The organism is Hyphococcus aureus (assembly GCF_042643165.1).
GTDB lineage: Bacteria > Pseudomonadota > Alphaproteobacteria > Caulobacterales > Parvularculaceae > Hyphococcus > Hyphococcus aureus.
Genome location: NZ_JBHRSH010000001.1, coordinates 1,232,187 through 1,249,777 on the forward strand (window position 1 = coordinate 1,232,187; position 17,591 = coordinate 1,249,777).

A 17,591-nucleotide genomic window follows, 5' to 3' on the forward strand; every position below is an offset into this window, starting at 1 on the left:
GCTGGCCGCGCAGTTGCGCGGCCATTCGAAGCTGATAGACTCTCTTCGACCTCCCGTTCCTTTTTCCGAAAGAGACGATGCAAGATCCGCAACCGGTAGAGGAAGCCGCCGCGCAACCGCCGCCTGAGCCGCCGCAAGACGCGCCAGCAGATGAGTCCGTGATCGAAGGCGGCGTCGACACTATCCGTGAGCGGCTCTCGGATTTTTGGGACGGGCTTCAAAGCAACATGCTGACCGTAGGCGTCGCAATCGAAGCGGCGATCCTGTTGGCGGCGGTCGTGCCCGCGGCGTTTTTCGGCCCGCGCCTCAGGAAGCTGATCCAGACCCAGATCGCGCCGCGCGCGCCTTACGGCATCTTGCGGCGGGCGGCCAATGCCTTCGCTCATCTTGCGACGCCGATTGCGCTTTATGTGGTTTTGCAGATCGCCGTGATCGCGCTTCAGACCGCGAACAGCTCCACGGGACTGATCTCGGCCGCCGTCAGCCTCCTCACCGCGTGGATCGTGGTGCGGCTGGTGACGCTCGTCATTCGCTCGCCTTTCTGGTCGCGGGTCGCTTTTTATGTGATCTGGCCGGTCATGGCGCTGGATGCGTTCGGCGTGCTCGACGATGTCGTGCGCCAGCTCGAAGCCTTTTCCATTCCCATCGGTTCGGATGAAAACGGCGTCGAGCAAGCCTTTTCCGCGCTCGATCTGCTGCGCACGTTGGCGGTTTTTGGCGTTCTGTTCTGGGGCGCGCGGTTTTTGAACCACCTCATTCAGGGCCGCATCAACGCGATTGATGAGCTGACGGTCTCCTTCAAGGCGCTTCTGTCAAAAATCCTCGATGTGCTGCTGCCGATCGTGGCGCTGGTCGCTGCGTTGCAGATTGTCGGATTTCCGTTTGCAACGCTCGCCATCTTTGGCGGCGCGGTCGGTCTCGGCATCGGTCTTGGCATGCAGCGCACGGTGTCGAACTTCTTCGCCGGCTTCACTCTGATCGCTGACAAGTCCATCAAGCCGGGCGATGTGATCGAGATTGACGATTCCTATGGCTGGGTGACGGCCATGAACGCCCGCTATGTGACCTTGCGGACGCGGGACGGGACATCGCATCTCGTTCCAAACGACAAATTCATCGAGGAAGGCGTCGTCAACTGGTCTCACGATGACCGCGTTGTGCGCCTCCATGCGCCTTTCGGCGTGTCTTATGACACCCGCGATGTCCGGGGGCTCGCTCGCGCCGCAGAGGAGCGCGCGCTCACCGTCGACCGGGTTCTGAAGACCCCTTCGCCGCGCTGTAACCTCATGGAGTTCGGGGATAATTCGATCAATTTCGATCTGCGTTTCTGGATCAATGATCCGGCCAACGGATCGGCCAATGTGCGCTCTGACGTGATGATGGCGATCTGGGACATGCTTCATGAAATGGGCGTTGAAGTGCCCTTCCCGCAGCGCGACATTCACATCAAATCCGCGCCACAGGGGCTCAAAATCACCTCGGAGACCAAGGCGGAAGCCATCTCAAACTCTCGTGAGGACTGATTTCGCCGCAGGGGAACGCCGTTGCGGCTATGGCTGTTGAAAGACTATATTAGTTCCTGGGGGCGAGACCCTCGCCAGTTGGGCTGTCACGCCGGGAGATACGCCATGTTTCGAATGATCACTACGGGCGCGCTTGCGCTACTCGTTGTCGCCTGTGCGACCGCAACGCCATACGGACCCGCCTCGCAGGGCGGCGGTTATGGATTTTCGGACCAACGCATTGAAGACAATCGTTTTCGCATCACCTTCCGCGGCAATTCGGTTACGGCGCGGGAAACCGTTGAGAACGCGCTTTTATATCGCGCGGCGGAGCTGACCGTTGATCTCGGCTATGATTATTTCATCGCGGTTGAGAACGACACCGAAACCAGCACCAGCTATCGCACCACAACGGAGCCGGCGTTTTACGGCCGTTACGGTTACGGCCATCCGTTCTACCGGCCCTATTACGGCTTTCCCTATTACGCCTATGGCTTTGGCTGGGGCGCGCCCTATGACAGCTATACGCGCGAAGTGACGCGCTATTCCGCGGTTGCTTTCGTGGTGATGTATCGCGGCGAGAAACCCGCCGATAACCCGAACGCGTTCAGCGCAAGAGAAGTCATGAATAATCTCGGCCCCTATGTTCTTGGGCCTGCAAACTAGAGCCGGTTTTCGGCAAACCGGCGCCGCCGCCGACAAATATGAAAACCGTGCGTTTCATATGAAACGCGCGGTCTTTTAATACCCGGATCTAAGCCGGCTTGGTTCAGACGGCGCGAAGAACGGGTTTTTGTTCTTCCGCCGTTTCGGCTGCTACGCCGTCATAAACAACGACGAACCCGCGCGGCGTATGGCGCACAATGACGCCGCGGCGGCGGCCGATATGAATCGAAGACCCGATCGGCGGGCGGCGGCGGGCTTCAACGGACACACCGTTCACTGACGTATCCACAATGGTCACAAACAAGGACGCGCCGTCAGCAAGGCGGCAAGAGGCGCGTGAGCCGTTGTCGCGATGGCGCAGCGTCGAACGGCGGTCGCCGAGACCGTCCGCGAATTCCGGATTGGCCTTCAGCATAAGCTGTTCGATCAACAGATTGCGGCGGCGCTTGGACAAAATGAACGAGGTTGCAAAGCCGTCGGGAAAGGTTCGCGCGACCGTGCTTTCAATAACGTCCAACCCGTCAATATGAATGACGGCGGCGTCGCCCACGACCACTTTGGCGCCCGAAATCAGCGCCATGTCGCCGGGGGACATATTGAGGAGGCGGCCCTCAAATTCGTCCGTGGCGTTAATTACAATTCGCGCCGGCAGATTGAGGCTGATCCGCTGATAGCGCCGTGAGTCATTCTTAAACATCGTAGAGTTGTCCCGAATTGCCTGTTTGCTCCGCCGCGTTGCAAATTAGCGGCCAGCCCCAAAACCTTTTCTAATGAGTAAGCTGCAATTTTATTCATCCCGCAAAACCCTCGCTTCGTCGGCGTTGCGGTTTTCAGGTTGGCCAGAGGCTTATATGGTAAACCGACCGATTTTCCCCATCCGGACGTGGAGCTTCATAACATGATGATCAAACTCACCTGCGCCGCCGCAGCGCTGCTTGCCTTGAGCTCGGCCGCCGCCGCCGAAGCGGCGGACCCTTATCTCTGGCTGGAGAATGTTGAGGGGGAAAAGGCCCTGGACTGGGTCCGTGGGCAGAACAAGCGCTCGCTTGAGGATCTGGAAAGCGATCCCCGGTTTGAGGCCATGTACAGCGAAGCCTTGTCGGTGATGACCTCTGACGCGCGGCTGGCGCTGGGGCAGGTCCACGCGGGACAGGTCTATAATTTCTGGCAGGATGACGACCACAAACGCGGGCTCTGGCGCCGCGCCAGCGTGGAGAGCTACCGGGCGGGCGACCCGGAATGGGAAACGGTGCTCGATGTTGACGCTTTCGCCGCGGCTGAAGAGCGCAACTGGATACTCGGCTCCATTTCCTGCCTTTCCCCCGCCTATGTCCACTGCATGGTCGAGCTTTCCGACGGCGGTAAGGACGCCGGATATTGGCGCGAATTCAACACGGCGGAGAAAGCTTTTCTCGAAGACGGCTTTTCGCTTGGAGAAGCCAAGTCGAACGTCGCCTGGTTCGATGAGGACACGCTCCTGATCGGCACGGACACCGGCGAGGGCTCGCTCACCTCATCGGGATATCCAAGGACGGTGCAATTGTTGGAGCGCGGAGACGCCGTTGCAGATGCGCCGGTGATCTTTGAAGGAGAAGAGGGAGACGTCGCCGAATTCACGACGGTCGAGCATGAAGACAACGCGGCCCATGTCATCATCAATCGCGCCGTCACTTTCTTTGAGTCGGAATATTTTTATGCGCCGGGTACGGAGGGATTTGAAAAACTCCCGCTGCCGCTTAACGCTGATTATCAGGGTATGCTGGACGGGCGCGCGATCTTCACCTTGCGTGAAGACTGGACGCATGAAGACGAAACCCATGGCCAGGGCGCGGTGGTCGCTTATGGTCTCGCTGATGGTTCGGTGGAAACGGTGTTCGAAGCATCCGCCAATCAATCGGTGGAAGATGTCGAAATCGGAAAGTCCGATATCATCATCCAATATCTCGACGATGTTTCCGGCGCGGCGGTGCGCGTGGCGCGTTCCAAAAAAGGCAAGTGGAAAGCGAAGTCCATTGCGCTTCCCGAGAATGGCGTTGTCTCTGTCGTGTCCGCCGGCGGCGGGACCGATGACGCCATGTTCTCATTTGAGAGCATGACGACGCCGGACTCGCTTTATTATGTCACGGCCGGCAATAAAGTTGAAAAAATCGCTGAAACACCGGCGTTTTTTGACGCCACAGGCGTTGTCGTCGAACAGCGCTTTGCAACATCCGCTGACGGCACAAAGGTTCCCTATTACATCATGGGGCTCGATTCTGTTCTGAAACAAGGCGACGCGCCGACGGTGCAGTATGGCTATGGCGGGTTTCTCGTGCCGATCCTGCCAGTCTATTACGAAGATCCGTCGCGGCCCCAGCATGGCGCCCTAGCCGGTCTGATGTGGGTGAAGCGCGGCGGGATTCTTGTGCTTTCGAATATTCGCGGCGGTTCGGAATACGGGCCCCGCTGGCATCAGGCGGCGCTGAAGGAAAACCGTCAGCGCGGGTTTGATGACTTTATTGCGATCTCCGAAGACCTGATTGCGACGGGGGTCACGAGCCCTGAAAAGCTTGGCGCGATCGGCCGCTCGAATGGCGGCTTGCTGATGGGCGCGATGCTGACCCAGCGTCCGGACCTTTATGCGGCGATCGATATCGGCGTGCCGCTGCTAGATATGAAGCGCTATAACAAACTGCTCGCTGGCGCGTCATGGATGGGCGAATATGGCAATCCCGATATTCCGGAGGAGTGGGCGTATATTTCCAAATACTCGCCCTATCAGCTTCTGAAGGCGGGCGAGCCTTACCCCAAGGTGCTGTTCTACACCTCCACCAAGGATGACCGCGTTCATCCCGGGCACGCCCGTAAGGCGGCGGCGAAAATGTCTGATCTCGGCTATGATTTCTTCTACTACGAAAACATAGAAGGCGGCCATGGCGGCACCGCCAATCAGGAACAGCTTGCGCACCGGACCGCGCTTGAATGGGTGTATTTCGCCCGCATGCTCATGGGCGCCGGGGAGTAAGCGCCGCGCGCTTTCAAGGCGCCCAGTTTTCAAAGGCAAAGCCGCCCCTGTCGGGGGCGGCTTTTTCGTAATACAGAATTATCGATGAGGCGAGGGCGCCGGTTCAGGCCGCGCGCCAGTTCTCGACCTGCTTTTCGGCTTCTTCGCGGGCGACCCCGTATTTTTCCTGAATTTTGCCGACAAGCTTGTCCTGATTGCCTTCAATTTCCGTCAGCTCATCGTCGGTGAGCTTGCCCCACTGGGCTTTCGCCGAGCCTTTAAGCTGGTTCCATTTGCCTTTCAGTTCGTCCGAATTCATGATGGGAGCTCCTTTCCTGTTGCTCATCAATCGAACACACAAACTGCGCGCACCGTTCCCTTTTGACGGGAAACAAGCCTAAAGTTGCGCGTGCATGAAATGGAGGGCGCATGTCCTGGTGGTTTGGCGTCAAACTTTGGAAACGGGTTTTTCTGGGGCTTATCCTCGGTGTAATCTTTGGTCTTGCCGTGTCGCAGACCATGGCGCCGGAGGCCGGTGAGAAGCTTCTGACCGAGATAAAAATCGTGGGCGATATATTTATCGCCGCCATCCGCCTCGTCATTATTCCATTGATCTTTTTCACGCTCGTCGCTGGCGTGCTGGCGCTGGGCGACCCGAAAAAACTCGGCACCATCGGTCTCAAAACCTTAGTGCTCTATTTGTTGACGACGTTCTTCGCCAACACCATCGGCCTCGCCATGGGCACGATTTTTCGCCCCGGCAAGGGCGTCGAGCTTGGCGCCGCCGAACCCCGGGTGATCAGCGCTGACGCCGGCGGATTTCTGGACCGTATTGTCGGTATGGCGACGAAAAACCCTTTCGAAAACATCATGGCGGGCGACCCGATGACGCTTGTTATCGCCGGGTTGCTTATCCTTGCTGCGATCTGGCTGACCCGCCGTGTTGAGGAAGGCGGCGTCAAGCGCCCAGTCGTTGCGATGATTTTCATCGCACTGTTCGCGCTCGGGATCGCGATGGCGTCGATGGATATTCTTTTCCTGATTTTCGTGTCGCTTGTTATCGGTATCACGTTCCTGTTTGAGCCCGGAGACGATGGCCCGGCGATGCGGTTTTTCACTTACGCTTCAGACAAGGTTCTGGGGGTGACGCATCTCATCATGGAGATTGCGCCCTTTGGCGTGTTCGCCCTGATCGCCTGGGTCGCCGGCACGCGCGGTCTTGAAACATTCACAGCGATATTCTGGCTTGTTATCGCGGTCTATCTTGGCTGCTTTATCCATATGGCGGTCGTCTATGGCGCGATTGTCAAGTTTGGTCTCAAGCTTCCTTTCGTCAATTTTTTCCGCGGCATTCTCGATGCGCAGATGGTGGCCTATTCGACGTCATCTTCGTCGGCGACGCTGCCGGTCACGATCTCCAACGTCACCGAAAATCTCGGGGTCAAGAAATCGATCGCCGGCTCGGTCCTGCCGCTGGGCGCGACGATCAATATGGACGGGACTGCGCTCTATCTTGGCATTGTGGCGCTGTTCACGGCGCAGGCCTTTGGCTATTCATTGGAGCCGCATCATTATGGCTTGATCGCCTTGACCGCGGCGCTCGTTTCGATCGGCACTGCGGGCATTCCGTCGGCTTCTCTGTTTCTCCTTGCGACAGTGCTGCAAGTGTTTGACGTGACGCCCGAGCACACGGCTATTATCGTCGGGTTCATTTTTCCATTCGACCGCCTTTTGGATATGATGCGCACAGTCGTGAATGTGACTGGCGACGCAACCGTTGCTGTCACGGTCGCCAAGTGGGAAGGCGAGCTTGATGAAGAGGTGTTCCGACAGAGAAGCTCCAACTAAAAGGCACACAGGAAGCCGCGCCATGGCCAACAATATAAAACGTCTGCGTCTTGGTTTCCTGTTCACGCCCCGCGAATTTTCGCGGCTGATCGGTGTTTATCCTGAATACTTGCCGCGGCTGGAATCAGGCGAGCGTGCGCTTACAGACGCATGGATCGATGTCGTCAGCGGCGCGCTTGGCATTCCTCCTGAAGCTGTGCTTGATCCGGATGCGGACATTCAGGCGATTGTATCATCCGTGCCGCGCCCCGACGCTGACCGCGCCTCGGTCTGTCCCCTTAGCGTGCGTTACGGCATTCTTGCGATCGCAGCGAAAACTTGCGGATTGAAGCTGGCGGAGAAGATTACAGAAGACGACCTTGCAGAGGCCGTGTGCAGTCTTATTGCCTTTGTGCAGGGCGGCGCGCAGCCATCGACGCTGGAAAAATCGAATCCCGAAATGTCAGGGTTGGAAAAGCCGGCGCCGGGAATGCTTGATGAAAAGGCGCTCAGTCGTCTTTCGAAAGGTCTTCAAATAACCGCTTTAGCAATCCTTCAATCCTGCTTTGACGATCCGCCGCCGGATTTCCAGGAGCGCCTCGATGCGGCCCTTCAAGGGGCAATGTCGATGATTGTTGCGTTTTCGCAGATTGACGAGCGCGCGCGGCCCCCGGAAATGGAATAATATTGCTGCTTTTCCTTTTCGGAAAAACATCCAGCAAACGCTGATATAGCGTTTCCGCTCGCTTGCGGTCGTCGTCCTCCAAGTGGTCCCCCGTCTCGTTTGCCCCGGCGCGTTGGATGATCCGGCATCCTTAACAAATGGCTGCGCCGCAGGGAAGAGTTTTCTCCCCCTCTGCGCGCTGGCGTTGCGGGCGCAGCGTTAATTTTTTCTTAACCAAAACGGTCTCCGCACTTAACTGCAGTTTAAGCCAGAAGTTGTCTTCTTTCTCCACCCCGGCGCAGGGCCGGCAGTGGAGAAGCCCATGAAAAATAAAGATCTGCGCAGCGAGCAAATCGCGCTGCTTCGTTTTGAAAAATCCCTTACAAAGGCTGCTGAAGCCAAAGCTTCGGGTAAGCCCCTGGACAAGGCGCCGTTGATCGCGGGCGTCGCGGCTGTGACGGCGGCGGCGGCCAGCGTTGCTGAAAAAATGGGCGATGCTTCGCTCATGCAATATGCGGCTGAGGTGGAAAGCGCCGCATTTGCGACGAATGACGCAAACGCCTGGTTAATGAACCTTGCCGAGGCAGTTTCCAAAGGTCACAATGCAATCGAAGCGCTCGCCCAGAAGGGGGCGTTCGTATTTTTGCAGGCTGGCGGCACACCGAAAGAAAATCCGCCGGAGGTGATCGCATCTCTGCTAATGAGTGGATTGTCGTAGCGCGCTTTGGGGCGTTCCTGTTTTTCGGGGTCGCCCTATGCTACTTTTCGGGGTCCAGGAACCTCAAGCTGGCGTCGACAGTTATCGCCATCAATTGGGTCTTGGATAATACCTTTTACGCGTTTTTGAAGAATGCGTCCGTCAATCTGATTGCGCCCGTTGCGATTCTTGGCATGGTGCTGTTCTGGCAGTTCTGGCACACAAAGAGTCTCAACGGCGCTTTCATCCACCGAACATTTTTCATTTATTACTTCCTGTATTTCGTCATCAATAGCTGGCACCTGTTGGGCCGGTTTTTCTTTCGGGACACGCTTGCGGCGACTTATTATTTCTCGCTCGCCGCGTCGAACATTGTGTTCAGTCTGATCGTCGCCACGATGTGGGGCCTGGGCATTCTCAAAATCCTCGACAAATATTCCGACGGCGGATTGATGGGCGTTTTCGACCGCAATATCGGAAAATGGCGGAAGTGGTTTTAGGCCGCACCGGCTCCAGCTCCCGCTAAAATGTCTCGCCGGATTAAAGGCGTTTCAACCACTGAAAGTCAGGCTCGACGCTCTAAAGCTGAGGAGGGGACGATGCCCGAAAACAGTTTCGGAAAACGCCAGCCAGGGGATCAGAGTGTTCCCCTCAAAGAAAGCTCGGGCAAGCCTTCCGGGAAAGGCAAAGATCCGCTTTCCCAAATGGCCGGCCTGACGCTGCCCCAGAAAATCGCCTGCCTCTGGCCGCTCATTCTTATCTTCGTGGGCGGGTTTATCGGCGGCGCCTGCGGCGGCGGGGCCTGCGCCATCAACATCCAGATCATGCGGGGGTCACTGCCGGGGCCGGCGAAATACGCCTTGGCGGTCCTCACGGGGATCGGCGCGTTCGTGGCCTATCTCCTGATTGTGCTGGTTCTGGCGCTTATGTTTCCAGGTATTTTCGGGCCTGGCGCATAATCGGGGCGGGCTAGGCCCGCCTTGCTATCCCGCAGCTGATCGCCTATATCCCCGCGCATTCAGGGAAAACTGACCTTTCCCGCGTCTGCCGGCACGACCCCCAATCAAGAAAATGGGACGAGGCCGGGGATGTCCCGCCGCCAGAGTAATGCTCTCGCGGCGGCAATTGGCGTTATGCGCGTCTTCGCGCGAACTGCGTTTGGAAAGAAGGACTTGGCGTTGGATTATCGCGTCGCCTTTGCGGAAACGGACTGGGAGCCAGCCCTTGGCGGGTCGGCCCGGCTGAAACGCGTGGCGCGCGGCGGCAAGATTTTCCGCCTCCTTGAACTCACACCCGCCTCTCACCACCCTGACTGGTGCGAGACCGGTCATCTGGGTCTTGTGGTGGAGGGTGAGCTTGAGATCGAGTTTGACGCGAAGACCGTGCGTCTCTCGGCGGGCGATGCGCTCACGATCCCCCATGGCGAGACCGACCGGCACCGGCCGCGCGCGCTGACGCAACGCGCGGTCCTGTTCCTCATCGATGACGACGTGAAGTGAAAAGAGCGAATTGATGTTTGATTCTTTAAGTGATCGCTTAGGCGCAATCTTCGAAGGGCTCCGCGGAAAAGGAGCCCTGGAAGAAAAAGACGTCAACGAGGCCTTGCGCGAAGTGCGCGTTGCGCTGCTCGAAGCTGACGTCGCGCTGCCGGTTGCCAAGGATTTCATCGCCAAGGTCAAGGAACGCGCTGTCGGCGCCGAAGTCCTGCGCTCCGTGACGCCAGGCCAGCAGGTCGTCAAGATCGTTCATGACGCGCTGGTCGACATGCTCGGCGGGGAGGAGGCCGAAAGCGGCCTTTCCTTCGCAACGACGCCCCCTGCGGTGATCATGATGGTCGGCCTGCAGGGTTCGGGTAAGACGACCTCGACCGCGAAGATCGCCCTCCGGCTCCAGAAGCGCGAGAAGAAAAAAGTCCTGATGGCCTCGCTCGACACCCGCCGCCCGGCTGCGCAGGAGCAACTCGCCATTCTCGGTGAGCAGGCGGATGTCAAAACCCTGCCGATCATCGCCGGGCAAAGCCCACGCGATATCGCCAACCGCGCCATCGAGGCGGGCAAGCTCGGCGGTTATGACGTCGTGATGCTCGACACCGCCGGGCGTCTTTCCATCGACGAACAGTTGATGACCGAAATCGCCGATATTCACCTGGCGACGAAGCCGATTGAAACGCTGCTCGTCGTTGACGCCCTCACCGGTCAGGACGCGGTGACGACGGCGGAGAAATTCAAAGAGCGTGTATCTGTCACCGGCGTTGTCATGACCCGGATCGACGGCGATGCGCGCGGCGGCGCGGCGCTTTCCATGCGCGCGGTCACCGGGGCGCCGATCAAATTTGTCGGCGTCGGTGAAAAGCTCGACGCGCTGGAAGGCTTTGAGCCCAAACGCATGGCCGGCCGCATTCTCGGCATGGGCGACATCGTTTCGCTGGTTGAAAAAGCATCCGAGGAAATGGATGCGGCCCAGGCTGAAAAAGCCGCCAAGCGCATGGCCAAGGGCGAGTTCGACATGAACGACCTCGCCGACCAGTTCAAACAGATGCGCAAGATGGGCGGCATGGGCGCGATCCTCGGCATGCTGCCCGGCATGGGCAAGATGAAGAAGATGGTCGATCAGGCCGGCGGCCTCGATGACAAGGAAGTCATCCATCAGGAAGCGATCATCTCTTCCATGACCAAGGCCGAGCGCAAAAAGCCCGCTTTGATGAACGCCAAGCGGAAAAAACGCGTCGCCGCGGGCTCCGGCACCTCCGTTCAGGAAGTGAACAAGCTGTTGAAAGCGCACCGCCAGATGGCGGACATGATGAAGAAGATGGGCAAGGGCGGCATGAAAGGCCTTGCCGCGCAAATGGCAGGCATGGGCGGGGGCGGTGGCTTGGGCGGCATGCTCGGCGGCGGTGGCGGGCCCGATGCGGCGGCGCTTCTGGAACAAGCCAAGGGCGGCAAGAGCGGCAACGCTCCGTCAGCGGACGATCTCGACTTTGACGCCATCGAAAAGGCGCTCTCCGGAAAGGGCGCCATGCCGCCGGGGGTGGGCGGCTTGCCGGGGAAGAAGAAATGACGAAATTATCAAAAGCAGTAACCTTCGCTTTATTCAGTTTGTTCTTTGGTGGCGAGGCATTGGGAAACGACGAAGATCGATGTGACTTTTTGTATGTGCAGGAAATCGCATTCACGAGTTTAGAGGCGGAAGATAATGTTATTCTTACGCTAACGGGAGAAGACTGCGCATCAGCTGTAGCTCAGCTGTCGATTTTTGCAGAAGGCTTCCAGAAAGTCTTCTCGCATGAGGTTGCGCTTCCTGCGCTAACTGCTGTGGATGCCTCTGGCATCGATAACCGGGAAGCGCATAAAATAGCTGAGCAGATTTGGGAAATGCTCGGGCCCCATTCGACGCGTGATCTTGAACCATGGAAAGCTCCGCAAGATATCTACGACCTTTTTGATGAAATTCCGGCGCTTCCGCGCGAAGAGTACGAAGCAGTCCGGCAATTAGGGAAGCCATATATTTGCGTCCAATCATATTATGAAGGCGCTGATTGCTATTGGTTCAACCCACAAAACGAGACGCAACTTCTATTGAAGTTGTCAGACTAATTCCGAACAACAGAAGGAAGACCAACATGTCGTTGAAAATCAGACTGGCCCGTGGTGGCGCCAAGAAACGTCCGTTCTACTCAATCGTCGTCGCCGACTCGCGTAATCCGCGTGACGGCCGCTTCATCGAAAAGATCGGCACCTACAATCCGCTGCTCGCGCGCGACGATGAAAAGCGCGTTCAGTATGATGAGGAACGCGCCAAATACTGGCTTTCCAAAGGCGCGAAAGCGACCGACCGCGTCGCCCGCTTTTTCGCGGTGAACGGTCTCGTGAAATGGGAGCATGGCGACAACCCGAACAAGGGCAAGCCGGGCCAGAAGGCGCAGGAACGCGCAACGGAAAAGGCTGAAAAAGAAGCCGCTGCGAACGCGCCAGCCGAAGCCCCGGCGGAAGAAGCCGCCGCCGAGTAAAACAGCACGGCCTGAAAAATTCTTCGAAAAGCCCGCCCGGCGCATTGCCGGGCGGGCTTTTTGTTGAGGTTTCGTCATGTGCCGGAACTTTGCCGCGGCGCGCCTGTTTGTTCCTCCGTGAGCGTTACTTGCCGGGCGCTTCGCGGCCTTGCGCCGTTGCTTGCTGCGCGGCGCATGAAGGAGAATGGACATGAAAAAACTTGCAGGCCTTATGGCCCTGATGATGATGTCGACGTCGCTTTCCGGTTGCCTTTTGGGCGCCGCCGCCGGCGCCGGGGCCATCGGTTATGATGAAGCCACTGAAAATGACGGCGAATTTGATCCGCTAGAAGAAGCCTATGATGGCGATCCCGAGACCAGAGGTCCGGCCGACGCCGTTGATGATGATCGCGATTAAGCTCCCGGCTTTTACGCCACGCGAAATCTGAAAAGCGCGCCTCAACGCAGGTGCGCTTTTTTCTTGTGCGCCCTGCAGCCGCCGCTTTTGGTTCTATGCTAAAGAGAGGCGGATCTAACGAAAGGGTCGAAAAATGACGGGACGGAAACGGATTTTACTGGGCTTAGCGGCGCTCGCGCTGGCCGCCTGTGATGGCGGCGGCGGGCCCGAATATGACGCTGCGCCTTCTTCAATGGGCGGCGTCGCCATGGAACGCGCAGAAAGCGCGCCGGCGAGGGGCATGGCGCCTAGTGAGCCGTCACCGGCGCCTGAGCCGGGCGAACAGGCTGGTCTTATGCTCGCCTACTCCTACTCCATGGGAGTGAAGGCGCCGAAAGAGGCTGTGGCGCCGCTAAAATCAGCGCACGAAAAAGCCTGCATGGACGCCGGGCCAAAGCTTTGTCAGGTGCTCGGCTCTTCAGTCAGTTCGTGGGGTGAGGATCATGTGTCGGCCTATCTCAATCTGCGCGCCGCGCCGGACTGGCTCACAACTTTCCGGACAGAGATTGCGGCGGACGCGGATAAAGCGGGCGGGCGCGTCACCTCTGATAATGTGAACACGGAGGATCTGACGGCGTATCTTGTGGATATCGAGGCGCGGCTTTCAGCCAAGCTGGCCTTGCGCGACCGCATCCGGCAATTGCTGGAAACCCGCGACGGAAGTTTGTCCGATATTCTTGCGGCGGAACGTGCGCTGGCTGACGTGCAGGGCGAAATCGATTCCATGACGGCGCAGCGCGCCGCCGCCAGGGCGCGGGTCGATATGTCGGCGCTGTCGATTTCCTATGAAAGCGATCCTGAAACCTCGACCGGCGCTTTCAAACCGCTGGCGGAGGCGTTCAAGAGCTTTTTCAGAACCTCGATCGCCTCACTGGCGGCTGCGGTGAATTTCGTCGCCCGCGCCTGGCCGTTCTTTTTAATCGCCATGGGAGTTCTGTTTGTCCTGCGCGCCTGGTGGCGCGGGCGCCGCACAAAAAGAGCCTAGAAAACAGGGACCGGCGCCTCTGCATGAAGAGATGGCCCCGAAGGGCGGGCGCGATACGCAGCGCCGCCTTCAGGGCCATCCTTCAGAAAGCGAGGTGTCCCCCAACAATGCCGCCCGGATTTGGGCCGCACGTCCCGCTTTCTTCTCCCCCGGGTTTTGGCTCCCCAGCCGCACCCCCTCTAGGCGCAATCTGCTTTAGCTTTGCTCTCCCTGAACAACCGCCCGCCTGTGCAAGGGCCGCCTCTCCGGGAAGAGAGAACCGTTTTTCAGCGCTCCTCGCTGGCGAAGGCGACAATCCCCGTCGGCATCGGCAAATGCGGATTGAACGGGTTTTCAATATTCGCCGCATCTTTGGCGACTTCGAATTCGGCGCTCGCAAGAACCCGCGCATTGAGACCGATGGTCAGGTCGTGACGGGCGGTTTCGATGATCGCCTCCGGCGCATCGTCAAAAGCGACCAGCGGGCCGAAGACATTATCGAGCTTCGCCATGCGGGCGTTGATTTTCGCCGCTGTGCGCGTCGTCAGCGCCAGCGTGAACTCATCCTGTTCAACATCAAGGTCTTCCTGGATCAGTTCCGACAAGGTTGCATAGCCGCGAATTTCGGCTTTTGCGGGCGCGTTGGCGTTTACTGCAGCGGCGGCGGTGAACGCGATGATACTCATGTAAATCGTCCGGTTGCTCATTTCCCTCTCCCGTTTCCCTGAAGCGGCCAGTGGCGCCGCCTCATTGGGCTTAACCATAGGCGGAGAGCTTTCCGGCGCCTGTGACGGGCGTCACAACCTTGTTTTGGTTCGCAAAATCGCCTTGATTGGGGCCAAATCCGCCGTAATTGGCGATGGCGAGCTTTTCCTTGCTCCTTGGGGGCGGGCCCGCCTACTCTCCAGCGCAATTTAACCAAGCGCCGAAGCGGGGCGGCGCGAACAGGGGTAAGCCTACGTGATTGATTTCATTACATTGACGAATTCTCTGGTCTGGGGCTCTGACAGCATTCCCTATCCGCCGGTGTTGCTGTTGCTGCTCGGCACCGGGCTCTATTTGATGCTGCGCCTTGGCTTCATGCCGATCCGGCGGCTGCCCTACGCCTTCATCCAGCTTGTTCACGGCCGCCGTCGCCATGCGGGCGAAGATGGCGACGTATCGCCTTTCGGCGCGCTGATGACGGCGCTCTCCTCCACCATCGGGACCGGCAATATCGCGGGCGTCGCCGTGGCCATCGCTATCGGCGGGCCGGGCGCGGTGTTCTGGATGTGGATGACGGCGCTGGTGGGGATGGCGTCGAAATACGCCGAGGGCGTGCTCGCTGTGAAATTCCGCGAAGTCGATTCCGAAGGCCGCCACGTCGGTGGGCCGATGTATTACATCAAGAACGGCATGGGGAAGAAATGGGCATGGCTCGGCGCTGTCTTTGCGCTGTTCGGCATTCTCGCGGCCTGGGGCACTGGCGCCTCGATCCAGGCGAACTCCATCGCCGATGCGCTCAATAACAGCTATTCGATTGCGCCCTGGATTTCCGGCCTCGTCCTGGCGGGCGGCGCCGCAGCCGTCATCCTTGGCGGCATTCAGCGTATTGCAACGGTCGCCAGCGGGCTCGTCCCGACCATGGCGGCAGCCTATCTCATTGCCGGTCTGATCGTTGTCGGCATCAATGTTGAGCATGTGCCCGCAGCCTTCGCGTCGATTTTCTCAAGCGCGTTCGGCTATGACGCCGCCAAGGGCGGCATTGTCGGCGGCGTCTTGCTGCTCGCCATGCAAAAAGGCGTCGCGCGCGGCATCTTTTCAAACGAGGCGGGTCAGGGTTCCGCCCCGATCGCCCACGCCGCCGCGAAAAACAAGGACCCGGTGAACCAGGGCGTGATCGCCATGCTCGGCACCTTCATCGACACCATCATTGTCTGCTCGATTACGGCGCTGGTCATCCTGACCGCGGGCATCATTCCCGACGCCTGTGCGCCTTTCGTGCGCGAGTCCCTCGTTCTGTTGCCGGCTGGATGCGAGACCGGCGCGCCGCTGACCGTCACCGCCTTCAACCAGGCCCTGCCGGGCATTGGCGTTCACGTCGTCACCATTGGCCTTGCCCTGTTCGGCTTCACCACCATTCTCGGCTGGAGCTATTATGGCGAACGCTGTGCGGAGTTTCTGTTTGGGGAAAAGATCATCACGCCGTTCCGCATCAGCTGGATTGTCGTGACCTTCCTCGGCGCTTTCGTCCTGATGCTGGAGGAGGGCGGCGTGACCAATGTCGTCAACATGTTCTGGCTCATCGCCGACACGCTGACCGGCCTGATGGCGGCGCCGAACCTCGTCGCGCTTCTGGTCCTGTCGCCGCTGGTGGCGAAGCTCACCAAAGACTATTTCGAGCGAGAGAAAGCCGAAAAAGCGAAGGGATAAACAGTCGCCGAAAGGCGATCAAAACAAGGTGACGCGCGCCCGGCTTGGCTCACAGGCCGGGTGCGTCTATTCTGGCCGTGAGAGAGTTGAGGAGCGTCAGAGTGAAAAACGGATTTGCTTTCCATTCCGTCATTGCAGGGCTCGCAGCCCTATCGATTTCCGGTGGCGCTAGTGCGCAGGATGAGCCTGCAAAGGACGGGGCCTATATCCGCCTCGGTGTTGGCGCGACGTTTCTGGGGGAGCGGGAGCGCGAGTTCGCCTATCCCGGCGTCGTTTTTGCCCTGACGCCTCCAAACGAGGATGTCACGGATTACGGAACCGGGAAAACCTTCGCAGCGGCGCTTGGTTTTGATTATGCAGACGGCATCCGTACAGAGCTGGAATACCGCTACGCTTCGAGCCCGGAGGATACGCTGACGCAGGTCGGCGGACTTTTCGACGGGATTGTTTCCGAGGTTGACGGAGAGATGAAAGCGCATCTCCTGATGACCAATTTCTTTTTCGATTTCGCAAATTCATCGCCTTTGACGCCGTTTGTCGGCGGCGGCGTTGGCGGCGCCTTTGTCACCAATCAATTTGATGAGCGCGATGCTGCGCTGGCGTTGCAGGGACGTGCGGGCGTTTCGCTTGAAATGGGAACCGGTTTTTCAGCCGATTTTGAATATATTTATTTGCGCACCAACGATCTTGAGTTCTCCGACCGAATTGATTTCGTTGTCGCGGATGACCGCTATCAGGCCTCCTCGGTGATGGTGTCTTTACGCCGGCGCTTCTAGCATCATGACGCTTCAGCTTTATCTCGCCTTTGTGGCTGCGACGGCGCTGTTGATCTTGACGCCGGGGCCCATCGTGGCGCTGGTTACGGCGACGAGCATGCGCTGGGGCGTCAAGGCCGCCTTCTGGATCATCGCCGGCACATCGACATCGTGCATTCTTCACATGCTGCTTGTGTGTTTCGGCCTGTCGACCTTGCTCGCCCATCTCGGCGAGGCGCTCTACTGGATCAAATGGCTGGGCGCCGCCTATCTTCTCTATCTCGGGGTGAAAACCCTGCGCGACCGTTCGGCGCTAGCGCCCGATGATTTCTCCGCGCCAACGGCGAAATCGCCCCAGCGGCTTTTCACCGAAGGGTTTTTCGTTGCGCTCTTCAATCCGAAGCCGCTGATTTTCTACGCGGCGTTTTTCCCCTTATTCGTTTCAGCAGATGCTCCGGCCCTGCCGCAGCTTGCGCTGCTCGCGGCGACCTTCTTTGCGGTCAGCATCACGATCGATTCCGGCTGGGCGCTCGCCGCCGACCGCGCCCGCCCGCTCTTCGCGCGCCTCGGCCGCTGGGGCAATCGGATCTCCGGCGGGGTTTTGATCGCCGCCGCCGCCGGGCTCGCGCTCTCTCGTAAATAGGCTGGCCCGTCCACCGGCGCGCGGGTCTTTCAAGAA

General features: G+C 58.8%; 20 protein-coding genes. 17 read left to right on the forward strand and 3 right to left on the reverse strand.

Annotated features, from left to right (window positions below; genetic code table 11):
• Positions 1 to 77 precede the first annotated feature (77 nt).
• Entirely contained in the window at positions 78 to 1,523 is a 1,446-nt protein-coding gene (locus tag ACFOOP_RS05960; RefSeq protein ID WP_379879950.1) for a mechanosensitive ion channel family protein, read from the forward strand.
• 105 nt (positions 1,524 to 1,628) lie between these two features.
• Positions 1,629 to 2,168: a CC0125/CC1285 family lipoprotein gene (locus tag ACFOOP_RS05965; protein ID WP_379879951.1), complete on the forward strand. Its 540-nt coding sequence runs from the start codon at positions 1,629 to 1,631 to the stop codon at positions 2,166 to 2,168.
• Between the two features lie 103 nt (positions 2,169 to 2,271).
• On the opposite strand, the gene ACFOOP_RS05970 is transcribed toward ACFOOP_RS05965, so the two are convergent.
• The gene (locus tag ACFOOP_RS05970; protein ID WP_379879952.1) at positions 2,272 to 2,865 is read right to left on the reverse strand and encodes a hypothetical protein; all 594 of its coding nucleotides are present in this window, start codon (positions 2,863 to 2,865) and stop codon (positions 2,272 to 2,274) included.
• Positions 2,866 to 3,066: 201 nt separating this feature from the next.
• Between ACFOOP_RS05970 and ACFOOP_RS05975 the strand changes: the two genes are divergently transcribed.
• Complete coding sequence (locus tag ACFOOP_RS05975; RefSeq protein WP_379879953.1) at positions 3,067 to 5,172, forward strand: prolyl oligopeptidase family serine peptidase; 2,106 nt, start codon at positions 3,067 to 3,069, stop codon at positions 5,170 to 5,172.
• 103 nt (positions 5,173 to 5,275) lie between these two features.
• Here the strand turns inward: ACFOOP_RS05975 and ACFOOP_RS05980 are convergent, their stop codons facing one another.
• Positions 5,276 to 5,470, reverse strand: a complete 195-nt coding sequence (locus tag ACFOOP_RS05980) for a CsbD family protein (RefSeq protein WP_379879954.1) — start codon at positions 5,468 to 5,470, stop codon at positions 5,276 to 5,278.
• A gap of 110 nt (positions 5,471 to 5,580) precedes the next feature.
• On the opposite strand from ACFOOP_RS05980, the gene ACFOOP_RS05985 reads away from it, so the two are divergent.
• From ACFOOP_RS05985 to ACFOOP_RS06035, 11 genes are all read left to right on the forward strand, one after another.
• On the forward strand, positions 5,581 to 6,999 hold the full coding sequence (locus ACFOOP_RS05985) for a dicarboxylate/amino acid:cation symporter (RefSeq protein ID WP_379879955.1): 1,419 nt from the start codon (positions 5,581 to 5,583) through the stop codon (positions 6,997 to 6,999).
• A gap of 22 nt (positions 7,000 to 7,021) precedes the next feature.
• Entirely contained in the window at positions 7,022 to 7,663 is a 642-nt protein-coding gene (locus tag ACFOOP_RS05990; RefSeq protein ID WP_379879956.1) for a helix-turn-helix domain-containing protein, read from the forward strand.
• Positions 7,664 to 7,964: 301 nt separating this feature from the next.
• Positions 7,965 to 8,360, forward strand: coding sequence for a hypothetical protein (locus ACFOOP_RS05995; RefSeq protein ID WP_379879957.1), 396 nt, complete (start codon positions 7,965 to 7,967; stop codon positions 8,358 to 8,360).
• Positions 8,361 to 8,461: 101 nt separating this feature from the next.
• Positions 8,462 to 8,839 (forward strand): hypothetical protein, encoded by a 378-nt coding sequence (locus tag ACFOOP_RS06000; protein ID WP_379879958.1) that lies wholly within the window; start codon positions 8,462 to 8,464, stop codon positions 8,837 to 8,839.
• Positions 8,840 to 8,938: 99 nt separating this feature from the next.
• On the forward strand, positions 8,939 to 9,298 hold the full coding sequence (locus ACFOOP_RS06005) for a hypothetical protein (protein WP_379879959.1): 360 nt from the start codon (positions 8,939 to 8,941) through the stop codon (positions 9,296 to 9,298).
• Positions 9,299 to 9,511: 213 nt separating this feature from the next.
• Entirely contained in the window at positions 9,512 to 9,838 is a 327-nt protein-coding gene (locus tag ACFOOP_RS06010) for a cupin domain-containing protein (RefSeq protein ID WP_379879960.1), read from the forward strand.
• A gap of 13 nt (positions 9,839 to 9,851) precedes the next feature.
• Complete coding sequence (gene ffh / locus ACFOOP_RS06015; protein ID WP_379879961.1) at positions 9,852 to 11,396, forward strand: signal recognition particle protein; 1,545 nt, start codon at positions 9,852 to 9,854, stop codon at positions 11,394 to 11,396.
• On the forward strand, positions 11,393 to 11,932 hold the full coding sequence (locus tag ACFOOP_RS06020; protein WP_379879962.1) for a hypothetical protein: 540 nt from the start codon (positions 11,393 to 11,395) through the stop codon (positions 11,930 to 11,932). Before ffh ends, ACFOOP_RS06020 begins: the two co-directional genes overlap by 4 nt.
• A gap of 26 nt (positions 11,933 to 11,958) precedes the next feature.
• Positions 11,959 to 12,345, forward strand: coding sequence for a 30S ribosomal protein S16 (gene rpsP, locus ACFOOP_RS06025; protein ID WP_379879963.1), 387 nt, complete (start codon positions 11,959 to 11,961; stop codon positions 12,343 to 12,345).
• Between the two features lie 190 nt (positions 12,346 to 12,535).
• Positions 12,536 to 12,742 (forward strand): hypothetical protein, encoded by a 207-nt coding sequence (locus ACFOOP_RS06030; RefSeq protein WP_379879964.1) that lies wholly within the window; start codon positions 12,536 to 12,538, stop codon positions 12,740 to 12,742.
• A gap of 133 nt (positions 12,743 to 12,875) precedes the next feature.
• On the forward strand, positions 12,876 to 13,766 hold the full coding sequence (locus tag ACFOOP_RS06035) for a DUF4349 domain-containing protein (RefSeq protein WP_379879965.1): 891 nt from the start codon (positions 12,876 to 12,878) through the stop codon (positions 13,764 to 13,766).
• A gap of 266 nt (positions 13,767 to 14,032) precedes the next feature.
• Here the strand turns inward: ACFOOP_RS06035 and ACFOOP_RS06040 are convergent, their stop codons facing one another.
• On the reverse strand, positions 14,033 to 14,452 hold the full coding sequence (locus ACFOOP_RS06040; protein WP_379879966.1) for a hypothetical protein: 420 nt from the start codon (positions 14,450 to 14,452) through the stop codon (positions 14,033 to 14,035).
• Positions 14,453 to 14,705: 253 nt separating this feature from the next.
• Between ACFOOP_RS06040 and ACFOOP_RS06045 the strand changes: the two genes are divergently transcribed.
• The 3 genes from ACFOOP_RS06045 to ACFOOP_RS06055 all read left to right on the forward strand — a co-directional run bounded on the left by ACFOOP_RS06045 (position 14,706) and on the right by ACFOOP_RS06055 (position 17,555).
• A complete protein-coding gene (locus ACFOOP_RS06045) occupies positions 14,706 to 16,157 on the forward strand; it encodes an alanine/glycine:cation symporter family protein (protein WP_379879967.1) in 1,452 nt (483 codons plus the stop codon).
• Positions 16,158 to 16,258: 101 nt separating this feature from the next.
• The gene (locus ACFOOP_RS06050; protein WP_379879968.1) at positions 16,259 to 16,933 is read left to right on the forward strand and encodes an outer membrane protein; all 675 of its coding nucleotides are present in this window, start codon (positions 16,259 to 16,261) and stop codon (positions 16,931 to 16,933) included.
• Positions 16,934 to 16,937: 4 nt separating this feature from the next.
• Entirely contained in the window at positions 16,938 to 17,555 is a 618-nt protein-coding gene (locus ACFOOP_RS06055; protein ID WP_379879969.1) for a LysE family translocator, read from the forward strand.
• Positions 17,556 to 17,591: the final 36 nt, after the last annotated feature.